This window comes from Ruegeria sp. H4, from assembly GCF_056533065.1.
Window position 1 is genome coordinate 247,145 of record NZ_JBQFOC010000001.1, and the last position, 17,094, is coordinate 264,238.

A 17,094-nucleotide genomic window follows, 5' to 3' on the forward strand; every position below is an offset into this window, starting at 1 on the left:
TCGCCCTTTTTGACCCTTACATTCCTCACCATGAATTAAATTTAAGGTTGAGGAATTCAGGTGACGACAGGACGAACAGACCGCCTTGCGGTTCTGATTGATGCGGACAATGTCTCCGCAAAGCATGCGGCAGAGATTTTTGAAGAAATTGCTACGTTGGGAGAGGCTGGCCTACGACGGATATACGGCGACTTCTCCAATGGACCACCGCAGGGATGGGAGGCCAAGTCCCTGGCCGAATACGCCATCGTTCCCCATCAACAGTTTGCCAATACGTCCAAAAAAAACTCCAGCGATATTGCCTTGGTCATTGATGCCATGGACATCCTGCATTCCGGCAGGTTCAGCGGGTTTGTTCTAGTGTCCTCAGACAGCGATTTCACGCGTCTCGCCAGCCGCATTCGCGAACAAGGGCTGGACGTCTATGGTATTGGAGAGCGCAAGGCACCCAAGGCGTTTGTAGCCGCGTGTAATCGATTTATTTATATCGAGAATATTGAGAAACAGCCCGAGGACATCCCGCAGGCAAAGAAAACCGAAAGCGCAAAGCCAAGGCAAGAATTGAACCATGCCTATCAGCTTGTTCGCAATGTTGTTCAAAACGCTGATGAACCAGATGGGTGGGTTAAGCTAGGGCAAGTAGGAAGTCAGCTTAGCAAGATCTACCCGGATTTTGATGCTCGTTCCTATGGCTACGCGAAGCTGAGCGATTTGGTGCGCGCGACGGGAAAATTCGAAGAAGACGGAATAAACGGCGGTTACAGGATTAGAATCAAAGCCAGCTGATCACGTAAATTTGTCGTTCTGATGAATTCCACTTTTGGTCTTGAGCTACTCCCCCGGTCGCGACGCCCCGGTATCTGCGCGTGGCGACCGTACCCGCAGGACCGGAGTGTTCACGGATGTGGTGTTGGACCGGCTCTCGCGCCAGACCACAAAAACACCAGACGCGATGATGATACCTGCGCCGACGGCGACCCAGCCATCCGGGCGCTCGCCAAAGAAGATCATGCCGAACAAAGTGGCCCAGATGATCTGACTGTATTGGCTGGGCGCGACGACCCCGGCGGGCGCGGCGCGGTAGGCGAGGATGATCAGGTGTTGCGCGATGACCGAAAACACACCAACCAGCGCCATCATTGCCAGATGCAGCAACGAGGGCGGCTGATAGACGGCGGGTTGAATCAGGCTCATGACCAGAATGGCCAGCAACATGGGGTACAGGATCAGGACGGCGGACCGCTCCTCGTTCCCGATCTTGCGCACCAGAACAGACCCAAACGCGCTGCAAAACGCGGCGGTCAAGGCGGCGAGGTGGCCCAGAGTGATGTCGGTTGAACCCGGGCGCAGGACGATCAAAACACCGATCAATCCAACGGCCACGGCGGCCCAGCGCTGGACGCGGACGACCTCTCCCAAAATCGGGATCGACAGAACGGTCACGATCAATGGGAAGGAGAAGAGCAGCGAATAGACCTCGGCCAGCGGCAGCACCGAAAAGGCGTAGAAGGCGCAGATCATGGCCGTAACCATCAGGGCCGACCGCAGCAGCACTAGCCAGGGATGGTGCGGCAGAAAGTTCCCGGTGGTCCGGTCTGTCAGGATTGTCACCGCCATGGGGACAAAGGAAAACAGAGTGGCGAAAAAGATGATCTGCATCACCGAATAGGTCCCGCCCAGCACTTTGATCAATGCGTCATGGCTGGCAAAAACTGCGAATCCAAGAAACGCGTAACCAAGTCCCCGAAGGGTGGTGTTCTGAGTGCTCATCGCTGTGGCCTCGGGTGATGTTGGTGTGGTGGCACAATGCCGCTCAGCGCAAAAAGGGCTGTCTTGGCCCTGAGTAAACCCAATTGACCATCCCGCATAGCCCCCATTTTACCGCTAACAGTGCAAAGCTGCCATGTCTTCAGATCAACGCAGGATCGGTGGCGCATCCTTGGGCTGACGCGCCGATTGCACGCCGGCCTTCATCCCCACACCGATGCGTCGCGCCAGGGCGGCCCAGGGCGTCGCGGTTTCGGCTGGCAACGTCTGGGCTGCGACTTCTTCGAACAGGTCCAGCCAATGGGCGAACATGTCGGGCTGCACTGCCGGCCGTTCAATATGAACCCGCTGCGGATTGCCGTCATACCCGCGCTCATACAGGATCGCATTGCGCCAGAATGAGGCGATCTTTTCCTCATGCGCGGGCCAGTCGTCGACATGTTGCGCAAAAACGGGCCCCAGTACCGGGTCGGTCCGGACACGGGCGTAAAAGGCGCACACCTGCGCATTGATCTGATCAGACGTGGCCGGAAATCGCGGCGGCAGGACGGGTCGGGTCATAGTGTTTTGGTCCTAACCAGAATCCCGACGGTTCTACAGGCGTGGTTTTGTCGCGCTTATCCTTACGGCGAACGGTGACGGGCGATTTGCGCAGGAATCGGGTCGCGCGGCGTGGTCATGATTGGGCATGGTCCGGAAAACCGGAGGATTGATATGTTCAAAATCACTGCATTGCCCACTGAAGAAGTCCGCACCCTGCAACAGGGTGGTCCGGATGCCTATGGAGCCACGCCGGAGCACGCTGTTTCAACCGGCGCGGGCAATCCTTGCCGTCATTGTCTGCAAAACATACCCGAAGGGGCGCCGATGCTGGTTCTGGCGCACAGGCCCTTTGCCAAGACGCATCCGTATGCGGAAACCGGGCCGATATTTTTGTGCGCCGAACCCTGCGAGCGCTATGAAGGGGATGAATTGCCCGAGATTTTGACCAGCTCTCTTGACTATTTGATCAAGGGATACGGGCAGGATGACCGGATCGTTTATGGCACCGGAGCGATCACCCCCACGGATCAGATTGGTGCAAAGGTCAAAGATATCTTTGACCGCTCCGATGTGGCCTATATCCACGTGCGATCTGCGCGCAACAACTGCTATCAAGCGCGGATCGACCGGGGCTAAAGGCTGGTTCTAAGCCGCGCTTACGACGCCCGAGCCTGAGACGAGGTCAGGGCAAGGAACACATCCTCAAGATCTACTTCTTCGGTGCGCACATCGCGGATGCGGATACCCGCAGCGCGAACGGATTCCAGCACCTGCTCGGCACTGGTCTGGGCGCTGCGATACTGCAGCAGCAGGCTGCCATCGTCGCGTAATGTGGCCTCGACCCCGGCAGCCGAGGGAAGGTCCGCAACCGGGCTATCGGGCATGATCACCATGGTGCGCCGGTCCATGCGGCCCAGCAAATTGGCGGTGCTGTCCTGAGTGATCTTCTCGCCATGGTTGATGATCGCGATTTGATCACACATTTCCTGCGCTTCTTCCAGGTAATGCGTGGTCAGGATGATCGTCATCCCCTGTTCGTTCAGCTTGCGCACATTGGTCCAAAGCATCTGGCGCAACTCGATATCGACACCCGCAGTCGGTTCATCCAGAACCAAAATCCTGGGGTGATGCACCAACGCCTTGGCCAGCAGCAACCGCCGCCGCATCCCGCCTGATAGCGTGCGGGCATAAGCTTCGGCCTTGTCGCTGAGGCCGACGAGCTCCAGAATCTCATCGCTGCGGCGCTGGGCCTTGGGCACGCCATAAAGGCCAGCCTGTACCTCCAACGCGCCGCGCGGGGTAAAGAACGGGTCCAGGTTCAGCTCTTGCGGCATCACACCGATGGCGGCGCGCGACTGGCGTGGGTTCTGATCCTGATCGAAGCCCCAGATCGAAACCTTCCCGGAGGTTTTGATCACCAGCCCGGCAAGAATGTTGATCAGGGTCGACTTACCCGCGCCGTTCGGCCCCAAAAGCCCAAAAACCGAGCCGCTGGGAATGGTCAGGTCAATCCCCTTCAGTGCGTGCTTCTCGGGCTGGCCCTTGCTTGCCCGATAGGTCTTGCGCAGACCTTCGATCCTGATTGCCGCATCGCTCATGTGGCTCTTGCCCCCGGATTGCTCATCGCTCATAAACGCACCTAATGCATGCCCGCGAGGCCGACAACCAGTGAAGGATCGCCAGCCGTGACAATCGAAGCGCCGGAAACCAAGATCGTCGAAACCACCCGCGTCGCTTGTGACGGCGGCGAAGGTGCGCTGGGCCATCCGCGCGTGTGGCTGCAAATCCCTGAAGATACGGGCTGGGTCGAGTGCCCGTATTGCGACTGCAAATATGTTCTGAAAGGCACAGAGCAAGGCTAATTGCCCGTCCAATCGGGTTTCGCCCAAATCTCGCCGTGTTTTTTATGCTATTTCGGTGGTGCATACAGCGTAGGCGAGCGTGATGACTGACATTGCACCTAATGACTCTGCCAACCCGATATTCGGATGGATCGGCTTTTGCATTGCCTCTTTGGCGCTGTTTGCTGCCTTGTTCGTCTTTTGGGCCGGACCCTTCGCACCTCAGCAATCCGCGGGTGTGTCGCTGGGTGAGCTAGCGGCTGAAATCGGCAAATCCACCCTTCGATCTGCGGCAGGGCTGGAACAGCCCGAGCCTGTTGCGCGTGCGCGCGATCTGGATGATTTCCTGCAGATCGGTGTCGCCATGTTGGGTGCACTGGCAGTTGTTCTGTCTGTTGTCGGCATCCTGCGTCACGAAAAGCGCCGCCCTGCCATCGCCGGGATTGCGGTTGGCGTCGGCGCAATCCTGTTCCAGTTCTTTGCCTTCGCGTTTTTTGCCTTCCTTGGTGTGTTGGTCATTATGGCTTTGCTCAACAGCTTTTCGGACGTTTTCAGCGGCCTCTTCGGCGGTTAGCCCAAGTTCAAGACTGGTCACCCGAGCGACCCTGTGGCAGAACCATCTCTGACCGACAGGGAGCGTGCGCATGAGCAATTTCGGAAAAGGGTGTCACCTGCATCTCATCGATGGATCGGCCTTTATTTTCAGGGCCTATCACGCGCTGCCGCCGCTGACGCGGAAATCCGATGGCTTGCCGATCGGGGCGGTTTCGGGCTTTTGCAACATGCTGCAAAAATATGTCGAGGGGAACGATGGCCCGGATGCACCGACCCATGTGGCGGTGATCTTCGACAAGGGCTCTCACACCTTCCGCAATGACCTCTATGACCTGTACAAAGCCAATCGTGAGGCGATGCCCGAGGACCTGCGCCCGCAGATGCCGCTGACCCGCGAGGCGACAAAGGCCTTCAACATCGCTTGCAAAGAGTTGGAGGGGTATGAGGCTGACGACATCATTGCCACTCTTGCCGTTCAGGCACGTGAGGCTGGCGGACGTGTGACTATTGTGAGTTCCGACAAGGACCTGATGCAGTTGGTCGGCGGCGGCGTCGAGATGCTGGATGCGATGAAGAACAAGCGCATCGACCGGGACGGGGTGATCGAGAAATTCGGCGTTGGCCCGGAGCGCGTGGTTGATGTGCAGGCGCTGGCTGGGGATAGCGTTGACAACGTACCCGGGGCACCGGGAATCGGCGTCAAAACGGCAGCCTTGCTGATCAACGAATATGGTGATCTCGAAACCCTGCTGGACCGTGCGGGAGAGATCAAACAGCCCAAGCGCCGCCAGACCCTGATCGAAAAGCGCGATCAGATCGAGCTGTCGAAGAAGCTGGTGCAGCTGGATGAACAGACCCCTCTTGATTTCACGCTCGATGATCTGGAAGTGAAGGACCCTGAGGCCGACGTCTTGATGAGTTTTCTGGCTCAGATGGAGTTCCGTACGCTGACCAAGCGCATTGCGGATAAACTGGGCGTGGACTCGCCAGTAATCCCCGATGCTCCCGCGGCCGAAGCAGCGCCCGAAGTCGAAGCAATACCATTTGACGCCTCGAAATACGAATGTGTTCGGGATGCGGCTGCGCTACAAGTCTGGGTCGACCGGGCCTATGAAACCGGCTGGATCGCCGTTGATACGGAAACCACCGGCCTGAACGAGATGATCGCCGATCTGGTCGGCATTTCGCTTTGTATCGAAGCAGGGGAGGCCTGCTACATCCCGCTGACCCACCGCGACGGATCGGCGGATGATCTGTTCGGCTCGGATGCGCTGGCCGAGGGGCAGATGCCGCTAGATGAGGCTCTAACACTGCTGAGACCGCTGTTCGAGGACCCCTCGATCCTCAAGATCGGGCAGAACATGAAATACGATGCCAAGATCTTTGCGCGCTATGGCATCGATATCGCTCCGATCGATGACACGATGCTGATGTCCTACGCCATGCATGGCGGTGAGCATGGACATGGGATGGATACTCTGTCCGAGCGCTATCTAAGCCATACTCCTATCCCGATCAAACCGCTGCTGGGCTCGGGCAAATCGGCGATCACCTTCGACAAGGTGCCGATTGATGAGGCCACCGCTTATGCCGCCGAGGACGCGGATATTACTCTGCGCCTGTGGCGATTGTTCAAGCCGCAGCTGCATCAGGTTCAGGTGACGACGGTTTATGAAACGCTGGAACGCCCGCTGGTGCCGGTTCTCAAAGAAATGGAGATGCACGGTATCAAGGTGGACCGCGATGTCCTCAGTCGGATGTCGAATGCCTTTGCGCAGAAAATGGCCGGACTAGAGGCTGAAATTCACGGGTTGGCCGGTCAGAACTTCAATGTCGGCTCGCCCGCACAGTTGGGTGAGATCCTGTTCGACAAGATGGGTCTGGAAGGCGGCAAGAAGGGGAAAACCGGGAAGTACTCGACCGGGGCGGATATTCTTGAGGATCTGGCGACCGAGCATGAATTGCCGCGCCGGGTACTGGACTGGCGGCAACTGTCGAAGTTGAAATCGACCTACACGGATGCGCTGCAGACCCATATCAATCCGGACACGGGCCGCGTGCATACGTCTTATTCGATCACTGGGGCGAACACGGGCCGTTTGGCCTCGACCGATCCGAACCTGCAGAACATTCCCGTCCGGACCGAGGAAGGCCGCCGCATTCGTGAGGCGTTCATCGCCGAGCCGGGCAATGTGATGGTGAGCCTCGACTATAGCCAGATCGAGCTGCGCATTCTGGCACATATTGCCGGGATTGACGCCTTGAAACAGGCGTTTGCCGACGGGTTGGACATTCACGCGATGACCGCGTCCGAGATGTTCGATGTGCCATTGGATGAGATGACGCCGGATATCCGTCGTCAGGCCAAGGCGATCAACTTTGGTGTGATCTACGGCATCTCGGGCTTTGGCCTGGCGCGCAACCTTCGTATTCCGCGGGCCGAGGCACAGGGATTCATCGACCGCTATTTCGAACGCTTCCCTGGTATTCGCGCCTATATGGACGACACCATCGCCTTTGCGAAAGAGCACGGCTATGTGCAGACCCTGTTTGGGCGCAAAATCCACACGCCTGAGATCAATGCCAAAGGGCCGCATGCGGGTTTCTCGCGCCGGGCTGCGATCAACGCGCCGATCCAAGGTACGGCGGCGGATGTGATCCGGCGCGCGATGGTGCGGATGCCGGATGCGATTCAAGGGTTGCCCGCCAAGATGCTGTTGCAGGTGCATGACGAATTGCTGTTCGAAGTGTCTGAGGACGGTGTTGATCGGCTGATCGAGGTGGCGCGCGATGTGATGGAGGGGGCCTCGGACCCGGCGGTGAAGCTGGATGTGAAGCTGGATGTCGATGCCGGGCGCGGGGCAAACTGGGCCGAAGCGCACTAGGGCACGCCGCTCATCAGGCCTTGGGCCTGACCAGACGATCGACCAGCCGTTTGACACTGGGTCCAAGGATCACGATGACGGTGAAGGCGATAGGCCAGCAAAAGGCCCAGGCCGCCATCCAATCCCCAAAGGTGCCCGGCCCAAATCCGATGGCCTTGACCGTGGCAATCCCGGTCACGATGCAGGACATCAGTCCTGACATGATCAGGCAGAACATAATATGTGACAGTCGGGCGTGGGTCATCGGTATCATCCGTTCATTCACCGCGCCAAGCTGTGCGATATCTTCGCAGAAAATGCCAGTAACGGGTATGTTAGCGCGCCATCCAGCCCAGCGAGTCCACGGTGCGGGGCGTCGTTGGATTGTATTCGGCGCTGACCCAGCCGTCGTATCCGCTGTTGTCGATGGCGTTGAACAGGGCGGGAAAGTCGATCGAGCCATCGCCCGGCTCTGACCGGTTTGGGGCGGCGCCGATCTGGGCGTGGGTCACGCGGTCCTGATATTTCTGCCATATGGCAAGCGCATCCCCATGGATCATCTGCGCGTGGAAGCTGTCAAATTGCAGGCCAATATTGGGACGGTCCACCTGATCCAGCACCTCAGCCGCGAGCGCGTAGTCGTTCAGAAAGTAGTCGGGTTGTGACACCGGGTTCAGCGGTTCGATGGTGAATTGCTGGTTTGGTGCGACGTCTGCTGCCCATTGCAGGTTTTGTATGAGACGCTCCATGGCCTTAGGCCCGGAGGCATATCCGGACATGATATGTATCGTCTGAGGGCGCAACAGCTCTGCATAGCGCAGGACGCGCCGGATGTCAGATTGGAACCGAGCCTCGCCCTTCGGCACCGCCGCATAGCCCGGCTGGCCGCCCGTGTAGTTGGGCGGAGGGGCATTGATCAGAACCAGCTCCAGCCCGTTCGCCAGCAAGGCGCGGCGGGTTTCCTTGGCTGCCAGATCATAGGGAAACAGAATCTCGACGGCCTTGAAGCCGGCCTGTGCGGCGGCTTCGAAACGGTCGAGATACGGCAACTCGGTAAAGAGCAGCGAAAGATTGGCGGCAAATCTGGGCATGAGTGGTCCCGGGGTTTGGTTCGCAAACTCTAACGGGCGGGTGGTTTTCAGGAAAGAGACTGAAAACGACAGATTGTCGAAAATCGACCAGAACGGACCGCGCAAATCATCGAAATTCTAGGCGACACGGCGAATCATTTTCGAGCGCCGTTTTTTATGAAGGTTCGATCCAATGGCGATGAGCCCAGACCCCGTGCGCGGGACATCTTTACCTGTGTCTGGTGGGCGCAGCTCGGCCTTGCCAGGCAATGGGCTGGCGGTTGCGTCTATGTTGACATGGGCTGCCGGGTTTCCCGCGGCTGAGGTCTTGTTACAAACTTGGCCACCAGTTGCGTTGCTCGTTGCACGACTGGCGCTCGCTGTGGCTGTCATGTTGCCAATTTGGATTCTGATCGACGGCCAATCGCGCGTCTTGCGTGCCCGATGGGGGCATGCAATGTTTGTTGGGGGGATGCTTGGCGCCGGTATGTTCCTGATCATTTTGGCGCAAAAGCTGACAGATCCGGTAACAGTGGCCATCATCGCATCCTGCGCACCGTTGTTTGCCACATTGATCGAGTTGGCAACTGGAACACGGCGGTTACGCTGGAATTTTGCGTTGGGTGTGGTGGTGTCCATCATAGGCGGTCTGATCGCCACCAGTGCGGTGGCCCCGGCGCAGCTGGGGTTGGGCGCTATTTGTGCCGTAGCCTCGACCGGGCTGTTCTGCTGGGCGACAATGGCAACTGCGAGAGATTTCCCTGACCTTAGCCAGACAGGCCGCAGTACCATCACATTTTTTGGCGGATTGATTGTTGCTGTATTGCTGTTCTTCGTTGCGCGACAATTGGGTGTGGATGTAATGCCAACGGCACAGATCGATGTTCAACAGATCGGAATGCTCGGAATTTATGCGTTGGTTGCAATGGGCCTCAGTCAGGTACTGTTCGTTGGATCCGTTGGGAAGCTGGGCGTTGCATTGGCCTCATTCCACATCAACATAGCGCCTTTCTACGTGATGCTGATCATGCTGATGTTGGGGGATGACTGGAACTGGACTCGCGCGCTGGGCGCAGGGATCGTGGCCGTGGCTGTGGTGCTGGCGCAGGACCGCAAGGTGGCGCATACCGTTTAGTCCGGTAGATCTGAGGCTGAGATTAGCGGAAAGAACTGCCCACCCGACCAGACGCCAAACCAGCCATCATGCTTGGTACCAATATCCACGAGTCGGTAGAAGCTTTTGCGGTCAATGCGTGCTTCAAGGTTGTTTCGGATCAATACGTAGGGTGCGGGTTCCTCTGTTTCCGCATCGATGACAATGCGGATCGGGTGATCCGGCCCGGCGATGGCCGTATCGCCCACATGGGTGGTAAATGTCAGGTCTTGCGACAGGCCATCCCCTGTCTGGTCGAAGTCGACCGCAAGAAACGGCGCATCCTCGACAGTGATTCCCACCTTCTCGACCGGGGTGACGAGGTAGTATTTGCCGTCTTCTTTCTTAAGAATTGAGGAAAAAAGCTTCACAAGCTCGAACCGGTTGATGGGCGACCCTAAGTAACTCCAAGAACCATCTTTGGCGATCTTGATGTCCAGATCGCCGCAAAACGGAGGATTCCACAGGTGAACGGGCGGTAAACCCTTGGTTTTGGCCGCTTTGACTGATGCAGCCAAACCATCCGGCGAAGGTTTCACGGGTTTTTGTCCGCTCATTGCTTTTGCCATTTCCTCTTAGCGCGATACACTTCATCTATAATAGTCCACGGAAGGGAAAGTCATGACCGAACCTGCCGACCTCGTATCCGAGATCGAAGCGCTGGAAACCAAGTTGCAAGAGGCCAAGGCCTCGATCACCCGCCGCTTCATCGGGCAGGAGAGGGTTGTGGACCTGACCCTGACAGCGCTTTTGTGTGGCGGGCACGCATTGTTGATTGGTCTGCCGGGTCTTGGGAAGACGCGACTGGTCGAGACGCTGTCGACCGTGATGGGCCTGCATGGAAACCGAATTCAGTTCACGCCCGACCTGATGCCTGCCGATATTCTGGGGTCCGAAGTTCTGGACACGGCGGATGACGGCAGCCGTCATTTCCGGTTCATCTCAGGCCCGATCTTTTGCCAATTGCTGATGGCGGATGAGATCAACCGCGCCAGCCCTCGAACTCAGTCGGCCCTGCTTCAGGCGATGCAAGAGCGGACTGTGACCGTGGCGGGCGAGGATCGCTCGCTGGGTGTACCCTTCCACGTGCTGGCCACCCAGAACCCAATTGAGCAGGAGGGCACCTATCCCTTGCCCGAGGCGCAGTTGGACCGGTTCCTTGTTCAGATCGATGTTGAATACCCGGATCGTCAGACTGAGCGGGACATTCTGCTGGCCACCACAGGCGTCGAAGAAGATGACGCGCATCAGATTTTCACCAAAGAGGAATTGCTCGCCGCGCAAGTCCTGTTGCGCCGGATGCCGGTGGGGGATTCGGTTGTCGAACTGATCCTCGATCTCGTTCGCGCCTTCCGCCCGGATGAAGCGGGCGTGTCCGAGCGGGTCAAGGAAACCGTCGCCTGGGGGCCCGGCCCTCGTGCGGCGCAGGCGCTGATGATGACAGTTCGAGCGCGTGCCATGCTTCAAGGGCGTTTGGCGCCGAATGCCGAAGATGTGCTGGATATGGCTCGCCCGGTGCTTAGCCACCGGATGGCACTGAACTTTGCGGCGCGGGCGCGGGGCGACAGCTTGTCAGACCTCATCGAGTCTACCGCTGCCAGTTTGATCCGAACCGAGGCTGCGGCGTGAATGCTGCGCTAACCCTTCGAGAGCGATCTGAGGCCGAGGCGTCCCGGCTGCCGCCGCTGTTGGCGCGCGCCGAACATCTGGCCGGAACCGTTTTATTGGGCGACCATGGTCGGCGGCGATCAGGTATGGGCGATGATTTCTGGCAATATCGCCCGGCTCAGATCGGAGATAGCCGCCGGATGATCGACCACCGCCGATCAGCGCGAGGGGACCAGCAATTTGTGCGGGAGCGCGAATGGCAGATTGCGCAATCGGTGATGCTGTGGGTCGATCAGGGCGCGTCAATGCGGTTTGCTTCTGATAAAGGCTTGCCGACGAAATCGGACAGGGCGCGTCTGTTGGGTCTGGCTACGGCTATCTTGCTGGTGCGCGGCGGTGAACGTGTTGGGCTAACGGGGACGACCTTGCCGCCCCGACGCGGCAATGCGCAGATCATCCGCTTGGCTCAAGCCTGGTCCGAGGATGATCAGGCAGACTATGCCCCGCCTGAACACCGTGCCATGATCCCGCATGCGCGTGCGGTGTTTATCTCGGATTTCCTTGGCCCGATGGACGAGGTTGAACTGGCGCTGACCAAAGCCGCTGACCGCGGTGTACGCGGTGTGATCTTGCAGGTGCTGGACCCAAGCGAGGAGAGCTTTCCTTATCTCGGCCGTACCATTTTCGAAAGCGTTGGTGGAACAGCTCGCCATGAAACACTAAAAGCCGGAGACCTGCGCGATCGCTATCTGAACCGATTGGCGCAGCGCAAGGATGCGTTGACGCGGCTGTGCCGCGCGACGGGGTGGCAGTTGGGTCTGCATCACACCAGCGATAGCGCGCAGGCGGCGCTGCTTTGGCTCTATCGCGCGTTGGACGGGGGCACGCGATGACGGTTCTGGCGGGCATCGGCTTTACCGCGCCATGGGTGCTGTTGGGTCTGCTGACCTTGCCGATCCTGTGGTTGATCCTGCGTGCCGTGCCCCCCGCGCCGATCCGGCGCTTGTTCCCGGCGGTGACATTGCTGCTGGGGTTGAAGGATGACGAGAGCGTCTCGGACCGCACCCCGTGGTGGCTGCTCTTGTTACGTATGCTGGCAGCGGCAGCGATCATTATTGGATTGGCGGGTCCGGTCCTGAACCCTTCACGCGATGAAACGGGCACCGGGCCTTTGTTGCTGGTGTTGGATGCCAGCTGGGGCGGGGCTACACGGTGGTCCTCGACGCTTGACCAGATCGATGCGCAATTGACCGAGGCGGGCCGCTCAAGCCGTCCTGTCTCGATCCTGCGATTGACCGAACCGGTACCGCCCGTGTTTCAGGCGGCAGAGGCATGGCGCAACCGCCTGCCCGGCCTGGTTCCCAACCCATGGCAGCCGACTGAGGCGCAGATCGAACAGGTCATAGCCGGGCTGGATCAGGTCGAGGGAGGATTTGACACGCATTGGTTCAGTGATCGGCTGACCTATGACGGCCATGAGGGTTTAGTGTCAGCGCTGCAATCGCGCGGTGACGTGACAGTTTACCAATCCCCATCGGATGCATTGGCCATCCTTCCGGCGGCCTATCAGGATGGTGTCATTCAGATCACGGTGTTGCGGGCCGAGCCGGGCCCCGAGGAAACCGTGACCATTCTGGCGCAGGGCCGTGACCCTGCGGGCACCGCGCGCGTTCTACAATCTGCAGAAATGGCTTTTGAGGCAGGCGCGACTGAGGCGCAGATCGAACTTGCTCTGCCATCGGAACTGCGCGCTCGGATCACTCGGTTCGAGATTCAGGGCCAGAAATCGGCAGGGGCCGTCACGCTGACCGATGACAGCCTGCGCCGGCGCGAGGTCGCGCTGATTGCCGGAACGGTGAACCGCGAAGGGCTGGAGCTGCTGTCGCCGCTACACTATCTAACCCAAGTTCTGATCCCCACGGCGGATTTTGTCGAGGGTGGGTTGCTAGAGGTTCTGCCTGCAAACCCGGATGTGATCGTTCTGTCCGACGTGGCGCAGATGTCCGACACGGAACAGGCGGGTCTGATAGAATGGGTTGAACAGGGCGGCCTGTTGCTGCGCTTTGCCGGGCCCCGCATGGCCGCCAGCGATCTGGGCCGGGACGAAGAAGACACGTTGCTGCCCGTGCGCCTGCGCAGCGGTGGGCGTACTGTCGGCGGAGCGATGAGTTGGGGCGAGGCCAAGACACTGGCCCCGTTCCCTGAAGCGTCGCCCTTTTACGGGCTGCAGATACCCGGTGATGTTGTCGTCTCAACCCAAGTCATGGCGCAACCGGATCCCAATCTGGCGGATCGGGTGATTGCGTCGCTGTCGGATGGCACGCCTCTGGTCACCCGCAAGGCATTGGGATTGGGGCAGGTGGTTCTATTCCATGTGACCGCAGATGCTGAATGGTCCAGCCTGCCACTCTCGGGTCTGTTCGTGGAAATGCTGGATCGTCTGGCGGTGGCCTCGGCGGCGAAATCACGGCAGGTGGATCAGCTACAAGGCACCACGTGGGAGCCTGTGCAAATCATGGACGGCTTTGGTACGTTGTCCGACGCGGGCACCCTGGCGGGTGTGGATGGTGTTGAACTGGTCTCTGGGCAAATTGGTCCTGATATCCGCCCCGGTCTCTACGAAAGCGGTAAGCAAAAGCTGGCCCGCAATGTATTGGCCGAGGATGCAACCCTGCGCCCGGTTGTCTGGCCCGCTGGTGTTCCAATCAAAGGACAGGAAGTAACGACCGAGACGCCATTGGGTGGTTTGCTGCTCAGCCTTGCGCTGATCCTTCTGACCGTGGATGTGATTGCCTCGCTTGCCCTGTCAGGCCGGTTGGGTCTGGCCAAAGCAACGGCTGTTGCGTTGGGGGCCTTGCTTTTGGTGCCCGAGGCGCAGGCGCAAACGCCGGATGATACGGATTTCGCTCTCGCCGCGACACAAGAGTTGGTTCTGGCACATGTTCTGACCGGCGATGCGCGGGTGGACGACATCGCGCAGGCAGGTCTGCGTGGCTTAGGGCAGACGCTGTTCTTCCGCACATCTGTGGAGCCGGCAGAGCCGTTTGGCGTGGATCTGGAACGCGATGAGCTGGCCTTTTTCCCATTGCTCTATTGGCCGATCACCCCCGATCAGTCGCAACCTTCAGCCGAGGCCTATGCCAAGCTGAACGCTTATCTGCGGTCAGGTGGCATGATCCTGTTCGATACGCGCGATGCGGATATTGCCGGGTTCGGCGCTTCCAGCCCAAATGGGCGCAAGCTGCAACAGCTGGCCGCCCCGCTAAATATCCCGGCGCTAGAGCCTATTCCCCGCGACCACGTCCTGACCCGGACCTTCTATCTGTTACAGGATTTTCCGGGCCGCTATGCGGGCACTGAGGTCTGGGTTGAAGCTGCGCCGCTGGATGCAGAACAAATTGAGGGGATGCCCTTCCGTAACCTCAATGACAACGTGACGCCGGTGGTGATCGGCGGCAACGACTGGGCCGGGGCCTGGGCGGTGGACCGCAACGGGCAGGCGTTGCTGCCGGTGGGACGCGGTTATGCGGGCGAGCGGCAGCGCGAACTGGCCAACCGCTTTGGGGTCAATCTGGTGATGCATGTGCTGACTGGAAACTACAAATCCGATCAGGTCCACGTGCCTGCTCTGCTGGACAGGTTGGGACAATGACCGGAACCGTCATCTTTGATCCGCTGATACCATGGCCCGTGCTGGCCGTTGTTGCCGCGATTGCGGTCTGCGGGATCGTTCTGGCCCTTTGGCGCGGCCTGTCCGGTTGGGCGCTGCGCGGCTTGGCCGCTCTGGTCGTGATCGCTGCTCTGGCCGGTCCGGTGTATCAGGTCGAAGATCGCGCGCCGCTGACCGATATCGTTCTTATGATCGAAGATGAAAGCGCCAGTCAGACACTCTCAGATCGTGCGGATCAGACCGCCGAGGCCGCTGAGGCGCTGGCCGCCGAGATCGACTCGCGCGACAATACCGAGCTGCGCCGCATCCGTGTTGGCGACGGGGATGGGGATGAAGGCACGCAGGTGATGGCCGCGGTGAACACGGCGCTGGCCGAAGAACCGCGTGCGCGGATTGCCGGTATCCTTGTGGTCTCGGATGGGATCGTGCACGACGTCGATCAGGCGCCCGACCTGCCTGCACCGATGCATCTGCTGCAAACCGGGCGCGAAAACGATTGGGACCGCAGGCTGATCGTCCGCAACGCGCCTGCCTTTGCTATTATCGGCGAACCTGTAACACTGACTTTGCGGGTCGAAGACAGTGGCGCCGCACCGGTTGGTGCCGCAAATGCACCGCTTGAGATTTCCGTCGATGGCGGCGAGTCACAGCAGTTCACCATCCCGATTGGCATGGATGTAGAATTGCCCATCACTCTGCCTCATGGTGGGCGCAATGTCATCCAGTTCACGGTTCCCGAGGCCGAGGGTGAGCTGACGGATCGCAATAACACCGCGCTGATCCAGATGAATGGTGTCCGTGATCGGCTGCGCGTGCTGCTGGTGTCGGGTGAACCGCATCCGGGCGGTCGCACGTGGCGGAACCTGTTGAAATCAGACAGTTCCGTTGATCTGGTTCACTTTACCATCTTGCGCCCTCCGGAGAAGCAGGATGGCGTGCCGGTCGATGAGTTGTCGCTGATTGCCTTCCCGACCCGAGAGCTGTTTCTGGAAAAGATAAACGATTTCGATCTGATCATCTTTGATCGTTACAAACGGCGCGGCATCTTGCCCGCGATCTATCTGGACAACGTGACCGATTATATCAACGATGGCGGTGCAGTGCTGATTGCAGCGGGTCCTGATTTTGCCACGGCGGACAGTATCTTTCGCTCACCGCTCGCGTCGATCTTACCGGCGCAGCCAACCGCGCGTGTGATCGAAGAACGCTATGTGCCTATGGTCAGCGATCTGGGCCACCGGCATCCAGTCACCACCAATCTGGGTGATTCCGAGGATTGGGGCGCATGGCTGCGTCAGATCGACGTGAAGCATCGCGAGGGTCAGGTTTTGATGACGGGGGTCGAGGACCGCCCGCTGTTGGTTCTGAACCGGGTGGGTGAAGGACGCGTTGCCATGCTGGCTTCGGATCACGCCTGGCTCTGGAGTCGGGGGTTCGAGGGCGGCGGGCCGCAGCTGGAATTGCTGCGTCGTCTGGCCCATTGGATGATGAAAGAGCCGGAGCTAGAGGAAGAGGCACTGTGGGCCGAGGCCAATGGCCAATCGATGCGCATCATCCGTCAGACACTCGAAGAAGAGGTTGGCCCGGTGACAATCACCCGCCCTAATGGCGAAACGCTTGAGATGACACTTGATGAGGTCACGCCCGGTCGGTTTGAAGCGCAGTATTTTGGGCCTGAGATTGGTCTTTATCGCTTGCAAGAGGGCGACCTAATGGCCGTGATCGGGCTGGGCCCCGCCGCACCAAAGGAGTTTGAGCAGACCATTGCGACGGGCGACGTTCTGGAACCAGTGATTGATCAAATGCGTGGCGGCGTCATCCGCTTGGAGGATGGTGTGCCTGCGGTCCGCAACGTCCGGGCCGGGCGACCAGCGGCCGGGCGCGGCTGGATTGGTCTGACGCCGCGCGAGGCGTATGAAACACGCGATGTTACCCAGGCCGGGCTGCTGCCCCCCTGGCTGGTGCTGCTGCTTGCGGGTGGGTTCCTGTTGGGCGGCTGGCTGCGCGAAGGTCGCCGGTAAGG

At 59.4% G+C, this 17,094-nt stretch carries 16 protein-coding genes; 10 read left to right on the forward strand and 6 right to left on the reverse strand.

Translation table 11 applies throughout. From position 1 onward, the window contains the following. Positions 1 to 60 precede the first annotated feature (60 nt). Positions 61 to 786 (forward strand): NYN domain-containing protein, encoded by a 726-nt coding sequence (locus ACR0KG_RS01200; protein WP_480826248.1) that lies wholly within the window; start codon positions 61 to 63, stop codon positions 784 to 786. Positions 787 to 831: 45 nt separating this feature from the next. Here ACR0KG_RS01200 and ACR0KG_RS01205 read toward each other — a convergent pair whose 3' ends face one another. Further along, positions 832 to 1,770: a DMT family transporter gene (locus ACR0KG_RS01205; RefSeq protein ID WP_480826249.1), complete on the reverse strand. Its 939-nt coding sequence runs from the start codon at positions 1,768 to 1,770 to the stop codon at positions 832 to 834. 144 nt (positions 1,771 to 1,914) lie between these two features. Beyond that, on the reverse strand, positions 1,915 to 2,328 hold the full coding sequence (locus tag ACR0KG_RS01210; protein WP_480826250.1) for a group III truncated hemoglobin: 414 nt from the start codon (positions 2,326 to 2,328) through the stop codon (positions 1,915 to 1,917). Between the two features lie 153 nt (positions 2,329 to 2,481). Here ACR0KG_RS01210 and ACR0KG_RS01215 point away from each other — a divergent pair, with 153 nt between their 5' ends. Beyond that, positions 2,482 to 2,946, forward strand: a complete 465-nt coding sequence (locus ACR0KG_RS01215; protein WP_480826252.1) for a DUF1203 domain-containing protein — start codon at positions 2,482 to 2,484, stop codon at positions 2,944 to 2,946. Between the two features lie 20 nt (positions 2,947 to 2,966). On the opposite strand, the gene ACR0KG_RS01220 is transcribed toward ACR0KG_RS01215, so the two are convergent. Continuing rightward, complete coding sequence (locus tag ACR0KG_RS01220; protein WP_480827320.1) at positions 2,967 to 3,908, reverse strand: ABC transporter ATP-binding protein; 942 nt, start codon at positions 3,906 to 3,908, stop codon at positions 2,967 to 2,969. An 87-nt stretch (positions 3,909 to 3,995) separates the two neighbouring features. Between ACR0KG_RS01220 and ACR0KG_RS01225 the strand changes: the two genes are divergently transcribed. The 3 genes from ACR0KG_RS01225 (at position 3,996) to polA (ending at position 7,591) form a co-directional block, all read left to right on the forward strand. Continuing rightward, a complete protein-coding gene (locus ACR0KG_RS01225) occupies positions 3,996 to 4,172 on the forward strand; it encodes a zinc-finger domain-containing protein (RefSeq protein WP_170533977.1) in 177 nt (58 codons plus the stop codon). An 82-nt stretch (positions 4,173 to 4,254) separates the two neighbouring features. Further along, positions 4,255 to 4,725, forward strand: a complete 471-nt coding sequence (locus ACR0KG_RS01230) for a hypothetical protein (protein WP_480550950.1) — start codon at positions 4,255 to 4,257, stop codon at positions 4,723 to 4,725. A gap of 70 nt (positions 4,726 to 4,795) precedes the next feature. Continuing rightward, positions 4,796 to 7,591, forward strand: coding sequence for a DNA polymerase I (gene polA, locus ACR0KG_RS01235; protein ID WP_480826253.1), 2,796 nt, complete (start codon positions 4,796 to 4,798; stop codon positions 7,589 to 7,591). A gap of 13 nt (positions 7,592 to 7,604) precedes the next feature. Here polA and ACR0KG_RS01240 read toward each other — a convergent pair whose 3' ends face one another. Both ACR0KG_RS01240 and ACR0KG_RS01245 read right to left on the reverse strand, forming a co-directional pair. Next, the gene (locus tag ACR0KG_RS01240) at positions 7,605 to 7,835 is read right to left on the reverse strand and encodes a DUF2798 domain-containing protein (protein ID WP_480550954.1); all 231 of its coding nucleotides are present in this window, start codon (positions 7,833 to 7,835) and stop codon (positions 7,605 to 7,607) included. Positions 7,836 to 7,905: 70 nt separating this feature from the next. Further along, a complete protein-coding gene (locus ACR0KG_RS01245) occupies positions 7,906 to 8,661 on the reverse strand; it encodes a hydroxypyruvate isomerase family protein (protein ID WP_480550956.1) in 756 nt (251 codons plus the stop codon). Positions 8,662 to 8,833: 172 nt separating this feature from the next. Between ACR0KG_RS01245 and ACR0KG_RS01250 the strand changes: the two genes are divergently transcribed. Continuing rightward, a complete protein-coding gene (locus ACR0KG_RS01250) occupies positions 8,834 to 9,775 on the forward strand; it encodes a DMT family transporter (protein ID WP_480550958.1) in 942 nt (313 codons plus the stop codon). Here ACR0KG_RS01250 and ACR0KG_RS01255 read toward each other — a convergent pair. After that, positions 9,772 to 10,350: a DUF1285 domain-containing protein gene (locus ACR0KG_RS01255; protein WP_480543484.1), complete on the reverse strand. Its 579-nt coding sequence runs from the start codon at positions 10,348 to 10,350 to the stop codon at positions 9,772 to 9,774. The genes ACR0KG_RS01250 and ACR0KG_RS01255 overlap by 4 nt on opposite strands. 64 nt (positions 10,351 to 10,414) lie before the next feature. Here ACR0KG_RS01255 and ACR0KG_RS01260 point away from each other — a divergent pair, with 64 nt between their 5' ends. From ACR0KG_RS01260 to ACR0KG_RS01275, 4 genes are read left to right on the forward strand one after another with little or no spacing between them, the layout of a single operon-like run. Next, entirely contained in the window at positions 10,415 to 11,422 is a 1,008-nt protein-coding gene (locus ACR0KG_RS01260) for an AAA family ATPase (RefSeq protein ID WP_480826254.1), read from the forward strand. Continuing rightward, positions 11,419 to 12,294: a DUF58 domain-containing protein gene (locus ACR0KG_RS01265; RefSeq protein ID WP_480550962.1), complete on the forward strand. Its 876-nt coding sequence runs from the start codon at positions 11,419 to 11,421 to the stop codon at positions 12,292 to 12,294. Before ACR0KG_RS01260 ends, ACR0KG_RS01265 begins: the two co-directional genes overlap by 4 nt. Beyond that, the gene (locus ACR0KG_RS01270; protein ID WP_480826255.1) at positions 12,291 to 15,053 is read left to right on the forward strand and encodes a DUF4159 domain-containing protein; all 2,763 of its coding nucleotides are present in this window, start codon (positions 12,291 to 12,293) and stop codon (positions 15,051 to 15,053) included. Before ACR0KG_RS01265 ends, ACR0KG_RS01270 begins: the two co-directional genes overlap by 4 nt. Continuing rightward, positions 15,050 to 17,092, forward strand: a complete 2,043-nt coding sequence (locus tag ACR0KG_RS01275; RefSeq protein WP_480826256.1) for a hypothetical protein — start codon at positions 15,050 to 15,052, stop codon at positions 17,090 to 17,092. The genes ACR0KG_RS01270 and ACR0KG_RS01275 overlap by 4 nt, the downstream gene beginning before the upstream one ends. Positions 17,093 to 17,094 lie beyond the last annotated feature (2 nt).